Source organism: endosymbiont 'TC1' of Trimyema compressum, assembly GCF_001584725.1.
Classification (GTDB): Bacteria; Bacillota; TC1; order TC1; family TC1; genus TC1.
Genome location: NZ_CP014606.1, coordinates 1,264,334 through 1,283,755, shown reverse-complemented (window position 1 = coordinate 1,283,755; position 19,422 = coordinate 1,264,334). Strand labels below are relative to the sequence as shown.

Sequence of the window (19,422 nt, the reverse complement as noted above, 5' to 3'; positions counted from 1 at the left end):
ATTATGAAAAAAAATGTAATTTTAGTGTTACTCTGTTTACTGTTAGCTGTAGTGGCTAGTAGTTGTAGTGAGACTAAAAAAGAAAACAAAGTAATACCAACTACACCAAAGGTGGGCCTGTTGTTAATGGGCTCACCTAGTGATAAGTATTCAGCCAGTTACTATGGGTATAGAGCTCTAAAGGCTGTTGAAGAAAAGTATGGTATAGAAATTACATATAATGAATATGTAACAGAAGCTAATGCCCCATTCTTATTAAGTGATTATAGTAAAAAAGGATACTCCCCAGTTATTGTTCAAGGTGAAGCGTTGGGAGAGGCTGTGTTATCTGCAGGTGCAAATTACCCTGATATGAAATTTGTGTGCATAGACGGATTAGTTAGTAAAGACAATGTTTCTTCATATAATATACTCCAAGAAGATTTAGTGGAATTTGCTGGAGCTATATCTGCAGGTCTTTCAATAGGGAATACTGTAGGCTATATGGAGCTAACAGGTGTTGAATCATTTAAAGACAGTTTTGAAAAAGGCGTAAAATTTATTAAAACAGATGGTACATTAAACTATCAAGAAATTGATAGTGTGAATAAAGATTATGTTAATGAAATATCAAGATTTGATAGGAACAATATTAATTCTTCAGGTTTATATGTCAACAGTATTCCGTTAGAAGATGCTTTGAAAAATATTAATGTGAAAGGTGTCGTAATTGGGGGATATCTAGGAGATGACCCAAATCGAAATGGCTTTGTTCGACTTGGTATTGACTATGATACAATTTATGATTTGGTTTACAGAGATTTTTTAGCAGCAAAGCCGGGACAGAAAAGTGAATTAGGTTTTAAAGATAATATCTTTATTATTGAAGATAATGGGCATATATATGGAAGTCTACAGAGTAGACTAGAAGAACTGAAGAAAAACTTAAGGTAAGGTGATGGTAATGACTCCAGTAAAAAAATTTTTGATTTCTGAATATCTAACAATACTGTTATCATCTTTAATGTTGTTTTTTTGTTTGTTAAACTGGATGATTCCCGCTTTAATAACCTTATGTGGTGCCCTATTATTTTTATTTTTAGGTCCTAAGTTTTCAGGCGTTGAATATCCATTGAATCGCCAAGATAGAATTACGATTAGAAGAATTCGTAAGAAAAAAGCACAAAAGTCTTTAAAAACCATAACCCTTACTATGATTTTAGTTGGGATTGGTGCAATTTTTTTAGGAAGGAATGAGCTATCATATATTACTTTTGTTTTGGCAGTAATATTTAGTATTATAGCCATTGTAATAATAGGGAGAAGTAAAGTTTCTAAATTCTCTATTTAAACAACCATTTAAAGGGCTTTTTGAAAGAAAATAAAAGATTTTCAGAAAAAAGCGAAAAAGTGTTGACTCGGAAAGCGCAAAATGATATATTATTAGAGCGCCCAAGAGAGAAGGGCAAGCAAAAAGGTCATTGAAAACTGAACAATAGAAGGAAAGAATTAAACAAACAAACGTCAGTTATACAAAATAGTAAATATTGAGTATGGATAAATTTTTTATGGAGAGTTTGATCCTGGCTCAGGATGAACGCTGGCGGCGTGCTTAACACATGCAAGTCGAACGAACGACTTTTGACGGACACTTTGGTGGAAGCCAGAAGAAGTTAGTGGCGGACGGGTGAGTAACACGTGGGCAATTTACCTTTCAGACAGGGATAACACCGGGAAACTGGTGCTAATACCTGATACGCTTAGGACTAGGCATCTAGTGCTGAGGAAAAGAGGCCTCTCGAAGAAGCTCCTGCTGAAAGATAAACCCGCGCCTGATTAGCTAGTTGGTAGGGTAAAGGCTTACCAAGGCGACGATCAGTAGCCGGCCTGAGAGGGTGAACGGCCACACTGGGACTGAGACACGGCCCAGACTCCTACGGGAGGCAGCAGTGGGGAATATTGCGCAATGGGGGAAACCCTGACGCAGCAACGCCGCGTGAGTGAAGAAGGTTTTCGGATCGTAAAGCTCTGTCAATTGGGAAGAAGACCTACTAGTCAATAGCTAGTGGGATGACGGTACCTAAGAAGGAAGCTCCGGCTAACTATGTGCCAGCAGCCGCGGTAATACATAGGGAGCAAGCGTTATCCGGAATTACTGGGCGTAAAGGGCGCGTAGGCGGTAGCTTAAGCTAGATGTGAAAGACCATGGCTCAACCAGGGAACTGCATTTAGAACTGGGTTACTAGAGGACGAGAGAGGAAAGTGGAATTCCTAGTGTAGCGGTGGAATGCGTAGATATTAGGAGGAACACCAGTGGCGAAGGCGACTTTCTGGCTCGTACCTGACGCTGAGGCGCGAAAGCGTGGGGAGCAAACAGGATTAGATACCCTGGTAGTCCACGCCGTAAACGATGAGTACTAGGTGTAGGAGGCAACGACCTTCTGTGCCGCAGCTAACGCATTAAGTACTCCGCCTGGGGAGTACGCTCGCAAGAGTGAAACTCAAAGGAATTGACGGGGGCCCGCACAAGCGGTGGAGCATGTGGTTTAATTCGACGCAACGCGAAGAACCTTACCAAATCTTGACATTGAAGGAATCCGAAGGAAACTTTGGAGTGCCCCTCGGGGAGCCTGAAAACAGGTGGTGCATGGTTGTCGTCAGCTCGTGTCGTGAGATGTTGGGTTAAGTCCCGCAACGAGCGCAACCCCTACTGTATGTTACTAACAGGTCATGCTGAGGACTCATATGGGACTGCCGGTGTAAGCCGGAGGAAGGTGGGGATGACGTCAAATCATCATGCCCCTTATGATTTGGGCTACACACGTGCTACAATGGGCAGTACAGAGGGAAGCGAAGCCGTGAGGTGGAGCGGACCCCAAAAAACTGTTCACAGTTCGGATCGTAGTCTGCAACTCGACTACGTGAAGTCGGAATCGCTAGTAATCGCAGGTCAGCATACTGCGGTGAATACGTTCCCGGGCCTTGTACACACCGCCCGTCACACCACGAAAGTCGGCAACACCCGAAGTTGGGGATGTAACCCTTAATGGGAACGAACCACCTAAGGTGGGGTTGATGATTGGGGTGAAGTCGTAACAAGGTAGCCGTATCGGAAGGTGCGGCTGGATCACCTCCTTTCTATGGAGAATCCGCCTTGACAAAGATTGAGGCGACAAAAAGAGACGACGTTCTCTTGAAGCGATTCTTTCCTTTACTATTGTTTAGCTTTTAGTGACCTTCTTGGTTACTAAGTAGCGGGGGCCTATAGCTCAGCTGGTTAGAGTGCACGCCTGATAAGCGTGAGGTCGGTGGTTCGAGTCCACCTAGGCCCACCACAGATGGGGGTATAGCTCAGTTGGGAGAGCACCTGCCTTGCAAGCAGGGGGTCAGCGGTTCAAGTCCGCTTATCTCCACCAGTTTGTTCATTGAAAATTGCATAATGGAGCAATACGAGAGTATTGCAAAAGAGAAACAAAAAAGCAGGTAGTTTTATGCAAATAAAGCTACACTACAAAAGAGTTTAAAAAGTCTATTAGAGAGTAGTGTCTTTAATAGCAAAAGCGCGATAAAAAATCAAACATACAAGAAATACGTAGGTAAAGTTATAAAGGGCATATGATGGATGCCTTGGCACTGAGAGGCGAAGAAGGACGTGGCAAGCTGCGAAAAGCTCTGGGTAGACGCAAGCAGTCGACAAACCAGAGATATCCGAATGGGGCAACCCTTGTAGAGTCATATCTACAAATCCTTATCTGAACACATAGGGTAAGGAGGCGAACGCAGGGAACTGAAACATCTAAGTACCTGTAGGAGGAGAAAGAAAATTCGATTTCCTAAGTAGCGGCGAGTGAAATGGAAAGAGCCTAAACCAACGGCTTCGGCAGTTGGGGTTGCGGGACTGCATAAGTAGTATTTTCTGGAGATAGTCGAAGGATCTGGGAAGGTCCACCGAAGATGGTGAGAGTCCAGTAGACGAAATTGAAGGGAAGCGAAGCAGTATCCCAAGTACCACGAGACACGAGAAACCTTGTGGGAATCCGGGGGGACCACCCCCCAAGGCTAAATACTCCTCAGTGACCGATAGTGAACAAGTACCGTGAGGGAAAGGTGAAAAGAAACCCGTGAGGGAAGTGAAATAGAACCTGAAATCATATGCTTACAAGCAGTCGGAGCGAAAGTGACGGCGTACTTTTTGTAGAACGGACCAGCGAGTTACGGTGTTAAGCGAGGTTAATGTGTTCAGCACAGGAGCCGTAGGGAAACCAAGTCTGAAAAGGGCAAAAGTTTAGCGCTGTAGACCCGAAACCGGGTGATCTATCCATGTCCAGGTTGAAGCGGAAGTAAAATTTCGTGGAGGACCGAACCGACTTAAGTTAAAAATTGAGCGGATGAGGTGTGGATAGGGGTGAAATTCCAATCGAACCCGGAGATAGCTGGTTCTCCCCGAAATAGCTTTAGGGCTAGCCTCAGGAGAGCATTTATGGAGGTAGAGCACTGAATGGGCTAGGGGCCTTAACAGGTTACCGAACCTTATCAAACTCCGAATGCCATAAATGTATACTGGGAGTCAGACTGTGGGTGACAAGGTTCATAGTCGAGAGGGAAACAGCCCAGACCTACAACTAAGGTCCCAAAGTGTGAACTAAGTGGAAAAGGATGTAGAAATGCAAAGACAGCCAGGATGTTGGCTCAGAAGCAGCCACCATTTAAAGAGTGCGTAATAGCTCACTGGTCGAGTGGATCTGCGCCGAAAATGTAACGGGGCTCAAGTTCATCACCGAAGTTTAGGCAACAGTAATGTTGGGTAGGGGAGCGTTGTATACAGCGGAGAAGGTAAGTCGGAAGGCGAACTGGAGCGTATACAAGTGAGAATGCTGGTATGAGTATGCGAGAAGGCAGGTGAGAATCCTGCCCGCCAAAAACCTAAGGTTTCCTGGGGAAGGCTCGTCCGCCCAGGGTAAGCCGGGACCTAAGGCGAGGCCGAAAGGCGTAGTCGATGGACAATTGATTGATAATTCAATGCCACTTATATCTCATTTGAGGATGGAGTTACGCAGGAGGATAGGCGATCAGGGAGTTGGTTTTCCCTGTTTAAGCAAGTAGGGCGTGTTGTAGGCAAATCCGCAACACAAAAGCCTGAGAAGTGATGACGACCGAAAATAGTAGGGAAGTCGTTGATTCCGCACTGACAAGAAAAGCTTCTAACGAGAGAAATAGGTGCCCGTACCGTAAACCGACACAGGCAGGAGGGGTGAGAAGCCCAAGGCGCGCGAGAGAACCTTCGTTAAGGAACTCGGCAAAATAACTCCGTAACTTAGGGAGAAGGAGTGCCGCATTAGGGTGATGGACATACGTCCTAAGCTTGAAGTGGTCGCAGAGAAATGGCCCAGGCGACTGTTTATCAAAAACACAGGTGCCTGCAAAATCGATGAGATGAAGTATAGGTGCTGACGCCTGCCCAGTGCTGGAAGGTTAAGGGAAAGAGTTAGCGCAAGCGAAGCTTAGAACTGAAGCCCCAGTAAACGGCGGCCGTAACTATAACGGTCCTAAGGTAGCGAAATTCCTTGTCGGGTAAGTTCCGACCCGCACGAAAGGCGTAACGATCTGGGCACTGTCTCAACGAAGGACTCGGCGAAATTGTAGTGCCAGTGAAAATGCTGGCTACCTGCGGCAGGACAGAAAGACCCCGTGGAGCTTTACTGTAACCTGATATTGGGTTTCGGTGCTTTATGTACAGGATAAGTGGGAGACTTTGAAGTATGGACGCTAGTTTGTATGGAGTCACTGGTGGGATACCACTCCTAAAGTACTGAAATTCTAACCTAGGTCCGTTATCCGGATCGGGGACATTGTCAGGTGGACAGTTTGACTGGGGCGGTCGCCTCCCAAAGAGTAACGGAGGCGCCCAAAGGTTGGTTCAGGATGGTTGGAAATCATCCGTAGAGTGTAAAGGCAGAAACCAACTTGACTGAGAGAGTGACGATTCGATCAGGTACGAAAGTAGGGCTTAGTGATCCGGCGGTTCCGAGTGGAAGGGCCGTCGCTCAACGGATAAAAGCTACCCCGGGGATAACAGGCTTATCTCCCCCAAGAGTTCACATCGACGGGGAGGTTTGGCACCTCGATGTCGGCTCATCGCATCCTGGGGCTGAAGTAGGTCCCAAGGGTTGGGCTGTTCGCCCATTAAAGCGGTACGCGAGCTGGGTTCAGAACGTCGTGAGACAGTTCGGTCCCTATCCGCCGCAGGCGTAGGAAATTTGAAGAGATCTGCTCCTAGTACGAGAGGACCGGAGTGGACAAACCAATGGTGTACCAGTTGTCGTGCCAACGGCATAGCTGGGTAGCTAAGTTTGGAAGGGATAAACGCTGAAAGCATCTAAGCGTGAAGCCCACTTTAAGATGAGATTTCCCGTAGTTTACTACTAAGATCACTGGAAGAAGACCAGTTTGATAGGCTGGAGGTGTAAGTGCAGCAATGCGTTCAGCTGACCAGTACTAATCGATCGAGGACTTTACCTAAAAGTCGCGATTTTAAAAAATCACAAAAATCCATTATGCAATTTTGAGGGAACAAAAGGCGCCCTTATATAGATAGAGATAGATAGAGAATTAAATATAAAAAAAGAAAACAGTTAATTTAACTGGTGACGATAGCGAAGAGGCCAAACCTGTTCCCATCCCGAACACAGCAGTCAATCTCTTCAGCGCCGATAGTACTTGGTCTTAGGGCCTGGGAGGGTAGGACGTTGCCAGTTTTTATTATTATTTAGGAGGACCCATTATGGTTCTTGAACATCGCATCTATATGGAACAAGCACTTAAAGAAGCTAACAAAGCTTATTTAAAGGGCGAAGTCCCTGTGGGTGCCGTTTTAATGTATAAAGGCACAATAATCGCTAGAGGATATAATAGAAGAGAAAGTACCCATGACATTACCAGTCATGCTGAAATAGAGGTCTTGCGCAAAGGCGGTCAGTTTTTTAAAAACCATCATTTACAAGATACCGTCCTATATGTTACATTAGAGCCATGTCCTATGTGTTTTGGTGCTATACTTCAAAGTGGCGTATCCGCCTTGGTTTACGGTGCCACAGATAAAAAAATTGGTGCAGTTGAATCCTATATGAAAATAGCTGAATTTCCCACTTCAAAGGGATTTCAAGTTATTGGTGGTATCTTAGAAAAAGAATGTAGAGAAATATTACAAGAATTCTTCAAAAAGTTGAGATTATAACTGTATCTAAGGGGATTTTTTGTTATAATTAATGAGTAAGGAAAAAGAAAGGGGAATATATTATGGAAGAAAACGAACAATTAGATATGATGAATTTATTGTTAAATGAGAAGCGCGTACCTGAAATTACTAGAGAAAACAGACCTAAAATGTTTTCAAGAAAAGAAGCAAACAAGGCGAGACGTTTTCATATGTCATTTGACAATTATGAAGCGACACCGCTATACAGTCTAGATCACCTTGCAAAAACACTAGGGGTAAAGAAAATTTTTATTAAAGACGAGTCATCTCGATTTGATTTAAATGCTTTTAAAGTGTTAGGCGGAACCTATGCAATTACCAGACTTATCTGCGAAAAAATGGGAAAAGACGTTTCAGAAGTGAACTTTAAATATATTAGAGAGCATGCGGCTGAGGAAGTTGGAAATGCACCTTTTGTTACAGCTACAGATGGTAACCACGGACGCGGTATCGCTTGGGCGGTACATGAACTTGGTCAAAAGGCCATCGTTTATTTGCCAATGAACTCAGCTAAAAGACGAGTAGAGGCAATTAGAGAAACTGGAGCCGAAGCTATTGTAACTGATTTAAACTATGATGGTACAGTTCTTTTAGCCATTGAAAAAGCTAAAGAGGTTGGCGGCTATATGGTCCAAGATACAGCATGGGAAGGCTATACTGAAGTGCCTACTTGGATTATGCAAGGCTATACAACTATGGGCATGGAAGTTATTGATCAATTAGCTTTGCAAGGCTATGATGCACCAACTCACGTTTTTTTACAAGCTGGAGTAGGTGGTATGGCGGCCGCTATTTTAGGATTATTTGTTAACATTTATAAAAATAAGTACCCTAAAGCAATTATTGTTGAGCCTAATGCAGCAAACTGTATTTATAATTCAGCAGAAGTAAATGATGGTGAGGCTCATCCTATTGATGGCGATTTGCAAACTATTATGGTTGGTTTAGCATGTGGTGTGCCAAGTCCTATTGCTTGGCCTATAATCAGAGACTTCTCTACTATGTTTGTATCATGTAATGATGCTGTTGCTGCTAGAGGTGTTCGTATTTTAGCTAATCCTGCTAGAAGAGACCCAAAAGTTGTATCTGGAGAGTCTGGTGCAGCAGGAATTGGCGCTTTTTCATTATTAATGGGAGATGAATTTAAAGAGGTAAAAGAAGCTCTTGGATTAAATGAAGATTCTGTAGTTCTATTCTTCAATACTGAGGGAGATACTGACCCTGTTAACTATGGAGAAATTATTTGGAACGGGAAATATAGAATACCTAACCAATAAGTTATATAAAAAATTAAGCAGCTTTCATTTGAAAGCTGCTTTTTATTTTTTCCAATAAGAGTTTAAAATACATACAACATCATTATCCTCATTGTATATAGTATGTGATGCTGATAAATTGTCATTTTGGTGATTATAGCTGGTTTTAACTGTTATAGAATTATCTAAAAAAACTTCTTTTTCAAAAACTATTTCCAGTTTTGTAAGTTGATGGCTATCCAGATATTCTAGAGGTAGGGTTTCAATTGCTCATAATGGATAGACAGAATTATTTACATGGCCATTGGTATCAATATCACTGTAGCGAACCGTATATTTCTTTTCCATTTCTGGGGTCTCTACAGGTTGAATTTTCATATCTTTCAAGCAAATCATATCAGTTTCAAATCCCTCATCATAGAACTTCATAATTTCTGTAGGTATTTTAACAGGTTTTCTTTTTTGTATCAATTAGAAAATAAAGTCCATAAGCATATGCAATTTCTTTTCCTGATTCATCATATACCTCAAATTTCCTACTTGCAAAATAGCGTCTGCTACCTATTGGATAAGTTTTTACGTAAATTATTTCTTTAAATGTAGGTGCTGTTTTAATAACGAGTTCCATTTTACAGAAAACCCATGTGAGATTTTTTCTGCTAAAAATTCTATGCCACAGCCTCGTTCCTCAGATTCGAGAAATGAAGCATTGTTAATGATATCCAAAAGATTTTGCAGTTTTAAACGTTTATGTTGATCTACATCATAATATTCAATGTTATGTTTGTGTATATAGATTTCTTTTGCCATATTTATTGATTCCTTCCTTTACTCTATTGTATCATATTCTTTTATAAAGTGCTTTTTTATATTCAATTAATATGCTATAATACAGGAGAAGACAAGAGGCATTTGCCCTTGTACTTTTTAATTATTTAACTTAAACAGGAGGAGAAAATCATGAAGATTTCTACCAGGAAAATTGCTACAGCAGGATTATTATCAGCTATTACTATTCTTTTAGGACAAACCCAACTTGGGTTTATTCCTCTACCGAATGGTTCAGGAGCAGCAACCATAATGCATATTCCAACTATTGTTGGTGGCGCCTTAGGAGGCGTTGGTGTTGGTGGTTTAACTGGTTTTGTATTTGCCATCTACAGTTTCATTTTTATGGAGGTTTTCTACCTAACCCTATTGCTATTTTTTTGCCAAGAATTTTAATTGGGATTTTTAGTGGATTAATTTATAATAAGTTGGCCTCTAAAAATAGGATCTTAGGGAGTGTTGTAGTTGCCATAGTTGAAACATTAATTAATACAATTGGTGTCTTGGGTCTTGGCTATCTGTTTGGTTTATTATCCTTAGAAATAATATTGGGGATATTGGCGATTAATTTACCAATTGAATTGATGTTATCAGTTCTTTTAGTAACAGCCATTGTACCGCCAATTGATAAAGCATTGAAAAGGAGTTTTTAGATTGATTTTATTAATTGATGCTGGTAACAGCTTAATTTCCATGGGAATTCATAATGGAGACACTATTATCAAGAAGTTTTCCTTAAAGACAGCAAAAATTAAAACCAAAGATGAATTTGCTATTTTTTTAATAAATTTATTAAATTTAAATAAAATTGAAATGACAGCAATTGATGGGGTGATTATCTCATCAGTAGTACCTTACGTAAATGAAGCCTTAATAGGAGCTATTCAGGAATATTTAGGTGTAAAGCCAATTATTATCGAGCCTGGCATCAAGACAGGTATTGTTTTAAAAGTTGATAATCCCAAAGAAGTTGGGTCTGATTTAATGGCAGATGGTGTTTGTGGTTTAGTTAAATACGGAGGAGACTGTGTTGTTGTTAATTGTGGTACAGCTACTAAATGCAGTGTGATTAATAAGAAGGGGGAATGGCTAGGCGTAGCTATTGCTCCTGGTTATGAAATTGCTAGTGAAGCATTGTATCATAAAACTGCAACATTACCACACGTAGGTTTTGCTATTCCCAAGAACTTAATGGGTAAAAACAGTGCAGAGTCTGTAGCCGCGGGTTTATATTATGGCTATCAGGGTCTAATTAGAAATTTAATTTACGAAACTAAAAAACAGTATGGTCAGCATCTTAAAGTTATTTTATCAGGAGGGGTTTCAACCTATTTTGAAAGTGTTCTGAGAAAAGATGTAGATGTTATTGATTATAATTTAACACTAGAAGGATTGAAAATAATTTATGAAAAAAATAAAGCTTAAGCCATTAACAATTGGCAAATGGACTTTTGAGACTCCTGTTTTCGCAGCACCTCTTGCTGGTTTTAGCGATAAGGCTTATAGACGCATCTTAAAGGAAGAAGGCTGTCCATTAGTATTTAGTGAGATGGTTAGTGCTAAAGCGTTGCTTTATGATAATTTGAAAAGCCAACATATAATTAATATAAGGGGAGAGACTAAGCCTGTTGGCGTTCAGATTTTTGGCAAAGATTCTCATGAAGTCAGTGAAGGTGCTAAGAGAATTGAAGCAATTGGTGCTGATATAATTGATTTTAATATGGGCTGTCCTGCTCCTAAAATTGTTAAAAATGGAGAAGGCTCCGCGCTACTTAAAAACCCTCAATTGGCTATTGAGATACTGGCTACTCTTGTTAAGAGTGTGTCTATCCCTATTACCTTAAAAATCAGAAAAGGCTTTAATGATATTGAAGGGGATTCAATACCTATTATTAAGGGGGCAGAAGCTGTAGGTGTTAAAGCTATTTTTTTACATGGTAGAACTAAGGAACAATATTATAGCGGCACTGCAGATTGGCAGAGCATTAGGAAGGCAAAAGAGGCAGTTTCTATTCCTGTAATTGGCAACGGAGATGTTACTAATCCAATTAAAGCAGAGGTTCTTTTAGCAGAAACTGGATGTGACGGGGTTCTTATTGGCAGAGGGTTTTTAGGAAATCCTTTTCTATTTAAATATATTGAAGACTATTTTAAAACAGGTTTATATAAAGAAAGAAATTTTGCAGAAAAGGTGGAAGTTGCTCTTCGCCAGTTAAAATATGCAGTTGAGGATAAAGGGGAAGAATTAGCTGTAAGAGAAATGCGTAAGCAGATTGTTAATTATTTTAAGGGTATAAAAAATGGCGCTTATTATAGAAATCAGTTTAATCAATGTACGATAGTAAGAGAAATAACTAAGGAAATAAACGAGATTTTAGAAAGTGTTGTGGGCTGTGCATAATACAATTGATTTATCAAGAATTATGATTAGTCATAAATTAGTTCCTCAAGAGTTTTCAGATAAAAAATTGTTTTTTTATCTGATGTACATCAAAAAGAGTTTGGTGAGCAAAACAGTAAATTATTAAAGCTTATTGAAGTAGAAGCGCCAAACTATATTTTTGTCACAGGGGATATCTTAGATGATAGTTTAGAAAAACCATTATATTTAATGAAACATTTAAGCGCAATTGCTCCCGTTTTTGTACCTGGTAATCACGAGTTTTACTCTGGATTATATGCTGAACTAAAAAAGAAACTAATTGAGATGGGAGTGGTTGTTTTTATGAACAACCACTTATTATTAGAAGAAAACAATGAAAAGATTGCTTTGTTAGGCATTGAAGATCCAGTCTTCAAGGGCAATGTTAGGGAAAAAGAGTATCGTCATCATAGTATCAAACTCTTACTCCATATAAAAGATGATCAATTTACAGAAAAGGCATCCCTAAAGCCTGAATTGGACAAAGCTATCAAAGGAGTGGATCATCATCTTTTTACAATACTTTTATCCACCGGCCAGAACAGATGCCATTATATAAGGATTATCCTATTGATTTAGTATTTAGTGGACATGCCCATGGTGGTCAAATTAGGCTTCCGTTTGTTGGCGGTGTTTTATCATCAGGACAAGGATTATTTCCTAAATATCAAAGTGGTGTATATGAAGAAAATGGAACTAAAATGATTGTTAGCAGAGGACTTGGCAGTGGTAAATTAGCTTTTAGAATAAATGATAATGCTGAAGTTATTGTTGTTACACTTAATAAAGAGGAAGGAATGAATAATGAAACATAAAACTCATTATTTTTGTCAAGAATGCGGTAGTATTTCTCAAAAATGGCTTGGAAAATGCCCCGGCTGTCAAAGCTGGAATAGCTTTGTTAAAGAAACTATTTTTGAAGAAGGTAAAGGTCAAGTACCTATTGGAGAAAAAGAATTTAGAAAATCTACTCTTTTAAAAGAGGTTAGCATTGAAGACTATAAGAGGAAAGAGACAGGTATAAAAGAATTAGATCGGGTATTAGGTGGCGGTATTGTAAAAGGTTCACTGTCATTAATTAGTGGAGACCCAGGTATTGGTAAATCAACTCTTCTTATTCAAGTTGCTTCTACTTTAGGTACAAATGAAAAAGTGTTATATATTTCTGGAGAGGAATCGTTAAGACAAATTAAGATGCGAGCAGAGCGTTTGGGTTTAGAAGGAAAGCAGCTGTATTTGTTAGCTGAAAACAATATGATGGGTATTTTAGAAAGTATTAAAACCATTGACCCCAATTATATTATTGTGGATTCTATTCAAACTGTTTATATGGAAGATATGAGTGGCGCTCCTGGCAGTGTTGGTCAGGTGAGAGAAAGCACATTAGCTTTAATGAAAGTGGCCAAAGGGCAAGGTAGAACTGTTTTTGTAGTAGGCCATGTGACTAAGTCAGGGAATATTGCAGGACCTAAAGTGTTAGAGCATATGGTGGATACGGTTCTTTATTTAGAAGGGGATAAAGACTATTTTTATCGCTTAATTCGAAGTGGTAAAAACCGTTTTGGGAGTACCGATGAAATAGGTGTTTTTGAAATGAGTAAAGAGGGACTCCGAGAAATAGCCAATCCCTCTCAATATTTTTTATCCGATGGAACTGCACCAGTTCCAGGTTCAGTCATTGTGCCCATTTTAGAGGGGACTAGGGCATTGTTAGTTGAATTGCAGGCCTTAACTACAGAAACTTCTTTTGCAGTACCAAGGCGTTTAGCTACAGGCTTAGATACCAATAGAGTATTACTCCTCACAGCTGTTCTAGAAAAGAAAATACGTTTCGCTATGGGGAAAAATGATATTTATTTCAATGTCGTTGGCGGATTAAAAGTTGATGATAGAGGTTTGGATTTAGGAATTTGTATTGCTTTAATTTCCAGTCTTTATAATGTGCCTATTCATAAGGATACATTGTTAGTAGGGGAGGTTGGACTTACAGGAGAAGTAAGAGGGGTTTACCAACTTGAAAAAAGGATCCAGGAAGGTGAGAAACTAGGTTTCGAAAAGATTATAGTACCTAAAAATAATAAAATAAAGAAAAATACCTATGGCATTGATGTAATTCCAGTAGAGACAATTCAAGAAGCGGTTAGCCTATTTTTTAAGAGAGAAAAATAGGCTAATAGGTTATAATATGATATAATTAAAAGAATTTAGAAATAAGAAAGGAGAGTGTTTGTAATGGAAAGAAAACCGAATTTTTTAAAAACTTTTATCTTTGCATTAACAGTATTGGTTATTGGTAGTGCTTTGTTTTTCTCATCATTTTATCTATTGCAATATGTTTTTAATATTGTGATACATCCGGCATTATTTTTTTTTATTATTATTATTGAAATTTTAGTTTCTGTCTTAATCGCCTATTTTTTAGCCAAGCTATTACGAGGTATTGTAAGGGCTATTGTAGCTACTAGTAGCAATCGTTCAATTGCAGATTTATTGATAACAGGAGGAGGGGCAATCCTTGGTTTAGTTTTAGCCCTATTACTGGGTATTTCTATTCAAGGCCTTCCTTTAATTGGGCCTTACCTAAATGTAGCAGTTAGTATTTTATTTGCTTATTTAGGTGGGTTTATGGCTATTAAGAGAAAGGATGAAATACTGTCTATTTTTAGTCAAAAAAAGAAAAAGGACAGTAAGAGTAACGATAAATTTGTGGATACAAGTGTTTTAATTGATGGTAGAATTGTAGATCTTGTGAAAACTGGCTTTATAGAAGGACACCTTATTATACCTGATTTTGTGTTAGATGAACTTCAAAAAATTGCTGATTCCGAAGATAGTTTAAAAAGGAACAGAGGCCGACGAGGACTAGATGCAATAAAAAAAATCCAAACTGAGAAAAATATGCCTTTAGAAATTATGGAAACAGGGGAAAAAGATTTTGGTGATATAGTTGAGGTGGATTCTAAGCTTGTCCGTTTAGCAACTATGGAACGAGGGCTACTACTAACAAATGATTTTAATCTTAATAAAGTTGCTGTTGTTCAAGGGGTTCATGTTTTGAATATTAATGAATTAGCAAATGCTTTAAAACCTGTTTTATTGCCAGGAGAAGATTTTTTCTCAAGAGTAATTAAAAAAGGAAAAGAAAACAATCAGGGTGTCGCTTATTTAGGTGATGGCACAATGATTATTATTGAGGATGGGGAAAATCTTGTTGGTCAAGATGTCCAGCTTACTGTAACGAGCATTATGCAGACCTCAGCCGGTCGTTTAATATTTGCTAAGCTAAAAGGAGAAAATGACGAATGATTCCTTTTATTGTAGTTGCAGGAGGTCCGGGAAAAAGATTAGGTTCAACTGAGCCAAAGCAATATCTTTTAATTGACGGAAAACCCATTTTGTATCATACTGTAGAAACATTAGTAAAGGCTGGCGTGAAAGAATGTATTTTAGTTTTAGATCCAATTTATGAAGAAAAGGCAAGAGGCTTTTTAGAACCATTAAGGCCTAGTATAGAAATAGAATATGCAGAAAATGGAAAGACTAGACAAGATTCTGTTAAGAATGGTTTAGACCTATTGCCTAAAGGCACTAAGTGGGTGGCGATTCATGATGGTGTTCGTCCGTTTATTTCTAGAAAACTAGTGGAACAGCTACTCATTGAAATTGAAAAAGGACAATGTGTGATTCCAGTTATACCTATAAAGAATACTATTAAGAAAGTTGAAAATAACAGAGTAGTGAAAACGTTAGATAGGGATTTTCTCTATGGAGCTGGAACTCCCCAAATCGTTGATTTAGACTTTTATAAAAAGGCATTACAGAAAATGAACAACTATCAGATGACTGATGATGCTTCATTAATTGAAGCAGTTGGCGGAAAAGTAGTTACTGTGTTAAATGACGAGGAGAATATTAAGATTACTACGCCTTTCGATTTAATAATTGCTGAGGCAATATTAAGGAGGAAATAATGAAAGTTGGAATTGGATATGATGTTCATGCTTTAGTAGAGGATAGACCATTAATATTAGGTGGTGTTACCATACCTTATTGTAAAGGTTTAGCTGGTCATTCTGATGCCGATGTATTAATCCATACTATTATGGATGCTTTGTTAGGAGCCTTAGGAATAGGTGATATTGGCACTCATTTTCCTGATACTGACCAGACATATAAAGGGGCGGATAGTTTGGATCTTTTAGGGCTTGTATTTAAAATGTTAGTTGAAGAAAAATACGTAATTGGCAATATTGATGCAATTATTATTGCTGAAAAGCCTAAGATGGCTCCTTATATTGAAACTATGAAAGAAAAAATAGCTGATGTTCTGCAAATTGAGAATTCAAAAATTAATATAAAAGCAACAACAGAAGAAGGATTGGGATTTACAGGTAAAGGAGAAGGTATTGCTTGTAAAGCCATTTGTTTAATTGAAAAAGAAAGGATATCAAAATAAAATGAAACTATATAACACATTAACAAGAAAAAAAGAGAATTTTGTTCCAATACATGAAAAAGAGATTAATATGTATGTGTGTGGACCAACAACCTATAACTACATCCATATAGGAAATGCTCGTCCTATGATTGTTTTTGATGCAATGAGAAAGTATTTTATTCATTTAGGTTATGATGTTACTTTCATTCAAAATTATACGGATGTAGATGATAAAATTATTAACAAAGGAAAAGAAGAAGGCATTCCAGCTCTTGAAATTGCAGCTACTTATATTAAAGAATACGAAAAAGATTCAGCTAGTCTAGGTGTAATGCCTGCAACGGTTTATCCTAAAGTCAGTGAGCATATGAATGATATTATTCATTTAGTTGAAGGATTAGTAAAAAAAGGTTTAGCCTATGAGGCTCAGGATGATGTGTATTTTGAAGTACGAAAATATCCTCAGTATGGTAAATTATCTGGCAGAAATATTGATGATCTACAATCAGGGGCCCGTGTTGAAGTAGGGTCCATTAAAAGAGATCCTCTCGATTTTGCTTTATGGAAAAGTGCGAAAGAGGGAGAAGTCTCTTGGGAAAGTCCATGGGGCAAAGGGAGACCAGGCTGGCATATTGAATGTTCAGCAATGAGCTTAAAATATATTAAAGGTGATACTTTGGATATTCATGGTGGTGGTCAAGATTTAATTTTTCCTCATCATGAGAATGAGATAGCTCAATCTGAAGGTTTCTCTGGAAAACAGTTTGTTAATTATTGGGTTCACAATGGTTTTATTACTGTTAATAAAGACAAGATGAGTAAATCATTAGGAAACTTTTTTTTAGTAAGAGATGTTTTAAAAGATTTTTCAGGAGAAGTTATTCGCTACTTTTTATTATCTACTCACTATAGAAGTCCAATTGATTTTAACGATAATGCTCTAAAAGGAAGTGAAAAAGCTTTAATTCGCCTAAATAGAACATATGAAATACTGGGTAACGCTGTTGCAGAAGGTATTGACAGCGATAAAGATACATTGGAAAATTTCTTTAATAGATTAGAAGAAAAAATAGAGAAGGCTTTACAAGATGATCTTAATACTGCTTTAGCTTTCAGTTATTTTTTTGAAGCAGGAAAAGCAGTAGGAAAAGCTTTAAAGGAAAATACTGCTGGTAAAAAAGCATTGCTTAAAGGGTATGAAATTTTCAAAGAATATTTGGAAACTGTTTTTGGTATTCTACCTTATGAAAAAGAAGCAGAACTTTTAGAAGTTAGTGAAGCCCATAATTTATCGGATGATTTAATGTCAATCGTAATTGATATTAGAAAAATGGCAAGAGATGAGAAGAACTTTGCCTATGCTGATAAAATTAGAGATGCATTAGCTGAATTAGGTATCGAAATTTTAGATACTAAAGAGGGCACTCAATGGAAAAAGAAGTAGATGTTGCATTAATGTCTCCATTATCTTTAGCCTACTTAGGAGATGCGTTACTGGAGATTTATGTAAGAGAAAGAGTGGTAATGAGTGGACCTTATAGAATAGATGTTCTTCATAAGAAGGCTGTTGCTTATGTAAATGCCTATACTCAAGGCCAATTTTATAATAGAATTGAAGACCGATTAACTGAAGAAGAAGTCGATGTCTTAAAAAGAGGTAGAAACCAAAAGAAAAAAATACCAAGAAATGCTGATATGAATGCTTATAGAAAAAGCACAGGTGTTGAAGCTCTTTTTGGATACCTTTATTTAATGAAAAGAGAAGAACGCTTGAAAGAATTGCTCAGTGATTTTTTTAGAATGGTTGAAGGGAGTTAGATATGAGAGTTGAAAAAGCCCATTTAAAAGTACCAGTTATCGATGGGAAAAATGCATTAAAAAGACTTGAACGCTATGGCAGAGTGTGTTATAAATCAGAGGATAAATTTTCACTGGAAGAGGGTGGCCATGGTTTACTTAAAACCATTATTGCCAAGAACCATGAATCAGTGTTAGAACATGAAAAATTATCTATTTTATTTGTAATTGACAGAGGGGTAAGTCATGAATTGGTCCGACATAGAATGGCCAGTTATAGTCAAGAATCTACTCGTTATTGCAATTATAGTAAAGAAAAGTTTGGCAGAGAAATAACTGTAATTAAGCCAGCGTTTTTTAAAGAAGATAAACAGACTATTTGGGAAGAAGCAATGAGTTATATTGAGAACAGTTATTTTAGTTTATTAGATGCAGGTGCAAAACCAGAGGAAGCACGTTCAATATTACCTAACAGTTTAAAAACTGAAATTGTTGTGACTATGAACTACCGCTCCTTAAGGAATTTTTTCCAGTTAAGATGTCAGGTGGCTGCACATCCACAAATTAAGGAAGTTGCCATTCCACTTCTGCGTCACTTACAGAAGGAATTACCTCCTTTATTTATGGATATAACGTACGATACTAATTTTTCAGAAAATAATTATGCTCATATTGTAACAACAGATGAGTTTTTCCAGGAGGTAGAATGAGAGTAGAATATATCCCTGGTAAAAATAGTATTCTTGAAGCTTTAAAAGCAGGGATACCTATAAAAGAAATATTTGTAGAAAAAAGAAAAGAAGATAGAGTTAGTGAAGATATTAGAGGCTTTGCTAGGACTCAAAATATTCCTTTTATTCCTAAAGATTCCTTTGAGTTAGATGATTTAATAGAAGGTACAAGCCATCAAGGTATTGTGGCTGTTATGCCACCCTTTAAATATGCTAATTTTGATGAAACCATTGCATCTGTTAAGGAAAACAGAGAAAAAGGATTCTTTATTATTCTGGACCATCTAGAGGATACCCATAATTTTGGAGCCATTGTGAGAACTGCCTTATGTGGTGGAGTTCATGGCATTATTATTCCAGAGAACAGAAGTGTTCGGGTTACAAGTACTGTTATGAAAGTTTCAGTTGGCGCTGTATTTCATTTGCCTATTATTCAGGTTAAGAATTTAGTTCAGACAATAGATACTCTAAAAAAAGAGGATTATTGGGTTTTTGGTAGCCATCAAGATGGAAAATCAAATATTTTCAAGACTAAATTAGAAGGGCCTCTTGCTTTGGTTGTTGGCAATGAAGGCAAAGGCTTAAGTTCTATTGTTAAGAAAAACTGTGATAGACTAGTTTCCATTCCTCAAAAGAAAACTGTAGGTTCTTTAAATGTAAGTGTAGCTACAGGTATTTTAATCTATAGCGTTTATCGAGATTCCCAGGAGTAAGAT

At 38.0% G+C, this 19,422-nt stretch carries 19 protein-coding genes, 2 tRNA genes, 3 rRNA genes and 1 pseudogene; 23 read left to right on the top strand and 2 right to left on the bottom strand.

Translation table 11 applies throughout. From position 1 onward, the window contains the following. The first annotated feature begins 3 nt into the window (after nucleotides 1-3). The 9 genes from AZF37_RS08055 (at nucleotide 4) to dpaL (ending at nucleotide 8,511) form a co-directional block, all read left to right on the top strand. A complete protein-coding gene (locus AZF37_RS08055; protein WP_088370336.1) occupies nucleotides 4-933 on the top strand; it encodes a BMP family ABC transporter substrate-binding protein in 930 nt (309 codons plus the stop codon). 97 nt (nucleotides 934-1,030) lie between these two features. Continuing rightward, nucleotides 1,031-1,330, top strand: a complete 300-nt coding sequence (locus AZF37_RS08050) for a hypothetical protein (protein WP_162474014.1) — start codon at nucleotides 1,031-1,033, stop codon at nucleotides 1,328-1,330. A 214-nt stretch (nucleotides 1,331-1,544) separates the two neighbouring features. After that, nucleotides 1,545-3,117 (top strand): 16S ribosomal RNA (locus AZF37_RS08045). 120 nt (nucleotides 3,118-3,237) lie between these two features. Beyond that, a tRNA-Ile gene (locus tag AZF37_RS08040) sits at nucleotides 3,238-3,314 on the top strand. 5 nt (nucleotides 3,315-3,319) lie between these two features. Then, nucleotides 3,320-3,395 (top strand) — tRNA-Ala (locus AZF37_RS08035). Between the two features lie 179 nt (nucleotides 3,396-3,574). Continuing rightward, nucleotides 3,575-6,498, top strand: a 23S ribosomal RNA gene (locus AZF37_RS08030). 121 nt (nucleotides 6,499-6,619) lie between these two features. Further along, a 5S ribosomal RNA gene (gene rrf / locus AZF37_RS08025) occupies nucleotides 6,620-6,734 on the top strand. The 16S, 23S and 5S rRNA genes sit together here with 2 tRNA genes alongside, the layout of an rRNA operon. Before the next feature lie 26 nt (nucleotides 6,735-6,760). Continuing rightward, on the top strand, nucleotides 6,761-7,213 hold the full coding sequence (gene tadA / locus AZF37_RS08020; protein WP_216634012.1) for a tRNA adenosine(34) deaminase TadA: 453 nt from the start codon (nucleotides 6,761-6,763) through the stop codon (nucleotides 7,211-7,213). 62 nt (nucleotides 7,214-7,275) lie between these two features. Next, nucleotides 7,276-8,511 carry a diaminopropionate ammonia-lyase gene (dpaL, locus tag AZF37_RS08015; protein ID WP_245611941.1) on the top strand — a complete coding sequence of 412 codons (1,236 nt, stop codon included), beginning with the start codon at nucleotides 7,276-7,278 and terminating at the stop codon, nucleotides 8,509-8,511. Between the two features lie 42 nt (nucleotides 8,512-8,553). Here dpaL and AZF37_RS12830 read toward each other — a convergent pair. Both AZF37_RS12830 and AZF37_RS12825 read right to left on the bottom strand, forming a co-directional pair. Then, nucleotides 8,554-8,838: pseudogene (locus AZF37_RS12830) on the bottom strand (hypothetical protein). 97 nt (nucleotides 8,839-8,935) lie between these two features. Further along, nucleotides 8,936-9,157 (bottom strand): acyl-ACP thioesterase domain-containing protein, encoded by a 222-nt coding sequence (locus AZF37_RS12825; RefSeq protein WP_342668714.1) that lies wholly within the window; start codon nucleotides 9,155-9,157, stop codon nucleotides 8,936-8,938. 293 nt (nucleotides 9,158-9,450) lie between these two features. Between AZF37_RS12825 and AZF37_RS13455 the strand changes: the two genes are divergently transcribed. The 14 genes from AZF37_RS13455 (at nucleotide 9,451) to rlmB (ending at nucleotide 19,419) form a co-directional block, all read left to right on the top strand. Then, the gene (locus tag AZF37_RS13455) at nucleotides 9,451-9,714 is read left to right on the top strand and encodes an ECF transporter S component (protein WP_245611940.1); all 264 of its coding nucleotides are present in this window, start codon (nucleotides 9,451-9,453) and stop codon (nucleotides 9,712-9,714) included. Then, complete coding sequence (locus tag AZF37_RS13450) at nucleotides 9,699-9,971, top strand: hypothetical protein (RefSeq protein ID WP_245611939.1); 273 nt, start codon at nucleotides 9,699-9,701, stop codon at nucleotides 9,969-9,971. Before AZF37_RS13455 ends, AZF37_RS13450 begins: the two co-directional genes overlap by 16 nt. A gap of 1 nt (nucleotide 9,972) precedes the next feature. Continuing rightward, the gene (locus AZF37_RS07990) at nucleotides 9,973-10,743 is read left to right on the top strand and encodes a type III pantothenate kinase (protein ID WP_088370332.1); all 771 of its coding nucleotides are present in this window, start codon (nucleotides 9,973-9,975) and stop codon (nucleotides 10,741-10,743) included. After that, entirely contained in the window at nucleotides 10,724-11,719 is a 996-nt protein-coding gene (dusB, locus tag AZF37_RS07985) for a tRNA dihydrouridine synthase DusB (RefSeq protein ID WP_088370331.1), read from the top strand. The genes AZF37_RS07990 and dusB overlap by 20 nt, the downstream gene beginning before the upstream one ends. Before the next feature lie 66 nt (nucleotides 11,720-11,785). Next, the gene (locus AZF37_RS07980) at nucleotides 11,786-12,319 is read left to right on the top strand and encodes a metallophosphoesterase (protein ID WP_088370330.1); all 534 of its coding nucleotides are present in this window, start codon (nucleotides 11,786-11,788) and stop codon (nucleotides 12,317-12,319) included. Next, the gene (locus AZF37_RS07975) at nucleotides 12,286-12,555 is read left to right on the top strand and encodes a metallophosphoesterase family protein (RefSeq protein ID WP_088370329.1); all 270 of its coding nucleotides are present in this window, start codon (nucleotides 12,286-12,288) and stop codon (nucleotides 12,553-12,555) included. Before AZF37_RS07980 ends, AZF37_RS07975 begins: the two co-directional genes overlap by 34 nt. Next, complete coding sequence (radA, locus tag AZF37_RS07970) at nucleotides 12,545-13,909, top strand: DNA repair protein RadA (RefSeq protein ID WP_342668641.1); 1,365 nt, start codon at nucleotides 12,545-12,547, stop codon at nucleotides 13,907-13,909. The genes AZF37_RS07975 and radA overlap by 11 nt, the downstream gene beginning before the upstream one ends. Nucleotides 13,910-13,972: 63 nt before the next feature. After that, nucleotides 13,973-15,046 carry a PIN/TRAM domain-containing protein gene (locus AZF37_RS07965; RefSeq protein WP_088370327.1) on the top strand — a complete coding sequence of 358 codons (1,074 nt, stop codon included), beginning with the start codon at nucleotides 13,973-13,975 and terminating at the stop codon, nucleotides 15,044-15,046. Further along, on the top strand, nucleotides 15,043-15,711 hold the full coding sequence (gene ispD / locus AZF37_RS07960) for a 2-C-methyl-D-erythritol 4-phosphate cytidylyltransferase (protein WP_088370326.1): 669 nt from the start codon (nucleotides 15,043-15,045) through the stop codon (nucleotides 15,709-15,711). The genes AZF37_RS07965 and ispD overlap by 4 nt, the downstream gene beginning before the upstream one ends. Continuing rightward, complete coding sequence (gene ispF / locus AZF37_RS07955; RefSeq protein ID WP_088370325.1) at nucleotides 15,711-16,196, top strand: 2-C-methyl-D-erythritol 2,4-cyclodiphosphate synthase; 486 nt, start codon at nucleotides 15,711-15,713, stop codon at nucleotides 16,194-16,196. Before ispD ends, ispF begins: the two co-directional genes overlap by 1 nt. 1 nt (nucleotide 16,197) lies before the next feature. After that, entirely contained in the window at nucleotides 16,198-17,622 is a 1,425-nt protein-coding gene (gene cysS / locus AZF37_RS07950; protein ID WP_088370684.1) for a cysteine--tRNA ligase, read from the top strand. Then, nucleotides 17,607-17,996 carry a Mini-ribonuclease 3 gene (locus AZF37_RS07945; RefSeq protein ID WP_088370324.1) on the top strand — a complete coding sequence of 130 codons (390 nt, stop codon included), beginning with the start codon at nucleotides 17,607-17,609 and terminating at the stop codon, nucleotides 17,994-17,996. The genes cysS and AZF37_RS07945 overlap by 16 nt, the downstream gene beginning before the upstream one ends. A 2-nt stretch (nucleotides 17,997-17,998) precedes the next feature. Beyond that, the gene (thyX, locus tag AZF37_RS07940) at nucleotides 17,999-18,685 is read left to right on the top strand and encodes an FAD-dependent thymidylate synthase (protein ID WP_088370323.1); all 687 of its coding nucleotides are present in this window, start codon (nucleotides 17,999-18,001) and stop codon (nucleotides 18,683-18,685) included. Further along, nucleotides 18,682-19,419, top strand: a complete 738-nt coding sequence (rlmB, locus tag AZF37_RS07935; RefSeq protein WP_088370322.1) for a 23S rRNA (guanosine(2251)-2'-O)-methyltransferase RlmB — start codon at nucleotides 18,682-18,684, stop codon at nucleotides 19,417-19,419. Before thyX ends, rlmB begins: the two co-directional genes overlap by 4 nt. The last annotated feature ends 3 nt before the right edge of the window (nucleotides 19,420-19,422 follow it).

Bases quoted from the DNA above. Each gene is read 5' to 3' on its own strand.
- AZF37_RS08050 (WP_162474014.1), top strand. From the start codon at position 1,031: ATGATTCCCGCTTTAATAACCTTATGTGGTGCCCTATTATTTTTATTT.
- thyX (WP_088370323.1), top strand. From the start codon at position 17,999: ATGAGAGTTGAAAAAGCCCATTTAAAAGTACCAGTTATCGATGGGAAA.
- AZF37_RS08055 (WP_088370336.1), top strand. From the start codon at position 4: ATGAAAAAAAATGTAATTTTAGTGTTACTCTGTTTACTGTTAGCTGTA.
- tadA (WP_216634012.1), top strand. From the start codon at position 6,761: ATGGTTCTTGAACATCGCATCTATATGGAACAAGCACTTAAAGAAGCT.
- ispF (WP_088370325.1), top strand. From the start codon at position 15,711: ATGAAAGTTGGAATTGGATATGATGTTCATGCTTTAGTAGAGGATAGA.
- AZF37_RS07945 (WP_088370324.1), top strand. From the start codon at position 17,607: ATGGAAAAAGAAGTAGATGTTGCATTAATGTCTCCATTATCTTTAGCC.
- dpaL (WP_245611941.1), top strand. From the start codon at position 7,276: ATGGAAGAAAACGAACAATTAGATATGATGAATTTATTGTTAAATGAG.
- AZF37_RS07965 (WP_088370327.1), top strand. From the start codon at position 13,973: ATGGAAAGAAAACCGAATTTTTTAAAAACTTTTATCTTTGCATTAACA.
- radA (WP_342668641.1), top strand. From the start codon at position 12,545: ATGAAACATAAAACTCATTATTTTTGTCAAGAATGCGGTAGTATTTCT.
- cysS (WP_088370684.1), top strand. From the start codon at position 16,198: ATGAAACTATATAACACATTAACAAGAAAAAAAGAGAATTTTGTTCCA.
- ispD (WP_088370326.1), top strand. From the start codon at position 15,043: ATGATTCCTTTTATTGTAGTTGCAGGAGGTCCGGGAAAAAGATTAGGT.
- dusB (WP_088370331.1), top strand. From the start codon at position 10,724: ATGAAAAAAATAAAGCTTAAGCCATTAACAATTGGCAAATGGACTTTT.
- rlmB (WP_088370322.1), top strand. From the start codon at position 18,682: ATGAGAGTAGAATATATCCCTGGTAAAAATAGTATTCTTGAAGCTTTA.
- AZF37_RS13455 (WP_245611940.1), top strand. From the start codon at position 9,451: ATGAAGATTTCTACCAGGAAAATTGCTACAGCAGGATTATTATCAGCT.
- AZF37_RS07975 (WP_088370329.1), top strand. From the start codon at position 12,286: ATGCCATTATATAAGGATTATCCTATTGATTTAGTATTTAGTGGACAT.